This window comes from Sulfitobacter sp. HI0129, from assembly GCF_001635395.1.
Classification (GTDB): domain Bacteria; phylum Pseudomonadota; class Alphaproteobacteria; order Rhodobacterales; family Rhodobacteraceae; genus Sulfitobacter.
On the sequence record NZ_LWGH01000479.1, the window covers coordinates 1 to 2,539 of the forward strand.

At 61.8% G+C, this 2,539-nt stretch carries 3 protein-coding genes and 1 pseudogene; all 4 read right to left on the minus strand.

The features are described 5' to 3' along the window. The coding region (locus A3764_RS13090) for a TRAP transporter large permease subunit (protein ID WP_150122173.1) at positions 1 to 412 on the minus strand (412 nt) is incomplete at its 3' end. A 60-nt stretch (positions 413 to 472) separates the two neighbouring features. Further along, positions 473 to 1,078, minus strand: coding sequence for a TRAP transporter small permease subunit (locus tag A3764_RS13095; protein ID WP_067923369.1), 606 nt, complete (start codon positions 1,076 to 1,078; stop codon positions 473 to 475). A gap of 26 nt (positions 1,079 to 1,104) precedes the next feature. Beyond that, positions 1,105 to 2,139, minus strand: a complete 1,035-nt coding sequence (locus A3764_RS13100) for a TRAP transporter substrate-binding protein (protein WP_067923366.1) — start codon at positions 2,137 to 2,139, stop codon at positions 1,105 to 1,107. A gap of 40 nt (positions 2,140 to 2,179) precedes the next feature. Continuing rightward, positions 2,180 to 2,539 (minus strand): annotated as a pseudogene (locus A3764_RS25195) (hypothetical protein); the annotation flags it as partial.

Here is a 2,539-nt window from a genome sequence, read left to right on the forward strand (position 1 = left end):
GCGACCCGTAGCCGCGCGCCTTCAGGTTCGGCAGCGCCACGGTGCCGACGGTTGCGGCGGTCGCGACAGAGGACCCGGAGGTCGCGGCAAAGAGCGAACAGCAGCCGATGTTGGTGTGCAGCAGCCCGCCCGGCAGACGGTTGAGCCAGAGCGCCAGCGCCCCGTACATCCGGTCGGCGATCCCGCTTCTCAGAAGCAATTCGCCCAGCAGGATGAACAGCGGAATAGCCGTGAGGATGTTTTCATTCTGCACCCCCCAGATCACCGGCCCCATGGAGTTGAGCAGCGGCCAGCCGAACAGCATCACGCCGCCGATCACCCCCAGCACCACCATGATGACCGCAATGGGGAAGCTCATGAGCAAAAGGCCCATCATCCCGAAAAATCCTACGAAAACCGATCCAACGCCCATGACGTCCTCCCTGGATGCGGAACGCCCTGCGCGCCGCTCATGTGTTAGCCGAAGCGCCGCCTACCGGCGCTCCAGATCGCTCATTTCTTCCTGCAGTTCCTCGATGGCGCCCTTTGGATGGAATTCCGCGCTGACCTGTTCGAGACGGCCGTTGATGACATGCATCGTGGCGCGGATCGCGAGGTAGATCGCCGAGAGGGCGAAAAGGGCCAGCGCGCCATACCAGGCGGCCTGCGGCCAAATCAGCGGCGTCGCCCAGGGTGTCGGGGCGGTCGAGCCGTAGGCCATCGTATCGACGATCACGATCCGCCCGACATAGAGGATGAAGAGCCCCAGTACCGCCATGGAGACGATCGACAGCCAATCCATGATCGCCTGAAGCCGCTTGGGGAACCGGCTGTGCAGCACGTCGATCCGGATATGCGCGCGGTCATACAGCGCCACGACGAAAGCAAGGCTCGATCCGACGGCAAGAACGTAGCCCCCAAGCTCATCGGCCCCTTCGAACGAGAAGTTGAAAAGCTTCCGCGCCACGGTTTCGATGGAGACGAATATCGACAGGGCGAGGAGCGCAATTCCGAACAGGCGGGATGCCAGCGCCGCGATGCCTTCTACGGGGAACCAGCCGGTCCGCCGTTCGGGGATGACGGGTGTAGACGGGGCCATGATGGCCCCGCCTGTGTTTTTCCGTATCATTGCGACATCACGGCGCCGATGGCCGCCTTCCAGTCTTCCGAGCAGGTGGCATTCTGCTTGTCGCAGACCTCCGCCCATGCGGGGAACGAGATCTCGTTGACCGCGTTCTCGATGATCGCCTTGTCGGCATCCGTGACGGGAACAAGCTTCAGGTCATATTTCTTGACCGTTTCGCAGGGCTCGTCGCCCACGTTGCACCGGACGGCGTCCTCAAAGAGTTCTTCGGAGTAGGTCCAGATTTCTTCGACCAATGCATCGAACCCGTTTTCCAGCTTGGTCTGGTCTTCCGGCGTCAGGCTGTTCCAGGCGTCGAGGTTCATGCCGTAGCCATTGAGCGCGAGCTGGAAAGCGACCGGAAGCATGTAATTGGTCACCTCGGGCCATCCGGCGGAGTTGGCAGAACTGGGCCCCGTGATCGCGCAGTCGACCACGCCGCGGGCGAGCGACTGGTGAACGTCCGGGAAACCGATGGGAACAGGCGTACCCCCGACGGAGGAGACGAAGTTGGCGAGGTTCTGGTCATAGACCCGCACCTTCTTGCCCTGCAGGTCGGACAGCTGGGTGATCTCTGGCTCGCAGAACAGAACCTGCGGGCCGAAGGGCCAGACGCCCAGCAGCTTGGTGTTGAACTTCGCCTGCAACTGTTCGTCAACCTTGTCCGCGAAAGCGGCGATGGTCTTGCGCCCGGTGTCGTAGTCGGGGTTCAGCCCAACGAGGTCGAGGCCGAGGATCGTCGGTTCATCGCGTGAAATCTGGCTCATCCGGAGCGAGACGATGTCAAACAGACCCGCCTTGAGGATGCGCAGTTGTTCCGTATCCTTGATGCCGGTTACATCGAGCGGCTTGTAATCGACCGAGGCATCGATCCCGGTACGCTCGGCAAAGTTTTCGAAGAACGGCTGTTCCACGTTCTTCTGGATCAGACCGGTCGCGACCGGCTGTCCCAGCGCCTTGAACGAGTAGCTCTCGGCCGAGGCCATGGTTGTCGCGGCCAGCAGCGCCGATACCGCGAGTGTAGTCAGGGTTTTCATTCGTTTCCTCCTCCTTGTAATTCACTGTCTGAATTGCGCGCTATGCCGAAACCTGTTCGGCGCCGCGCGTGTCGTTTCGGGGTAGGGGGCATTCGAATATCCGGCCCCATCGGGACAGGGGCGCGGTATCGAATCCGATGCGCCGCAGCGCGTGCCAGAGCGTGACGGATATGCTGTCGAACACGGGGATCCCGGTTTCCCCCTCAACGGTCGGTGCAACCCGCGGCCCGTCGAAGTTGGTGCAGAAAACGGTGATGGCGTCGGGCGTTTTGGCCGCCACCTCCCGGATCATTTGGGCGATCGTGTCCTCGTCATACTGGGCGAAGGTGAAATTGCCGGGGTCTTCGAGGTGGCGTTCATGCACGCAGTCAAAGCCCACTTTGGCAAAATTCGTGATGAT

What these genes read in the sequence shown, in the direction of transcription:
- A3764_RS13095 (WP_067923369.1), bottom strand. Translation starts at nt 1,078, where the DNA reads ATGGCCCCGTCTACACCCGTCATCCCCGAACGGCGGACCGGCTGGTTC.
- A3764_RS13100 (WP_067923366.1), bottom strand. Translation starts at nt 2,139, where the DNA reads ATGAAAACCCTGACTACACTCGCGGTATCGGCGCTGCTGGCCGCGACA.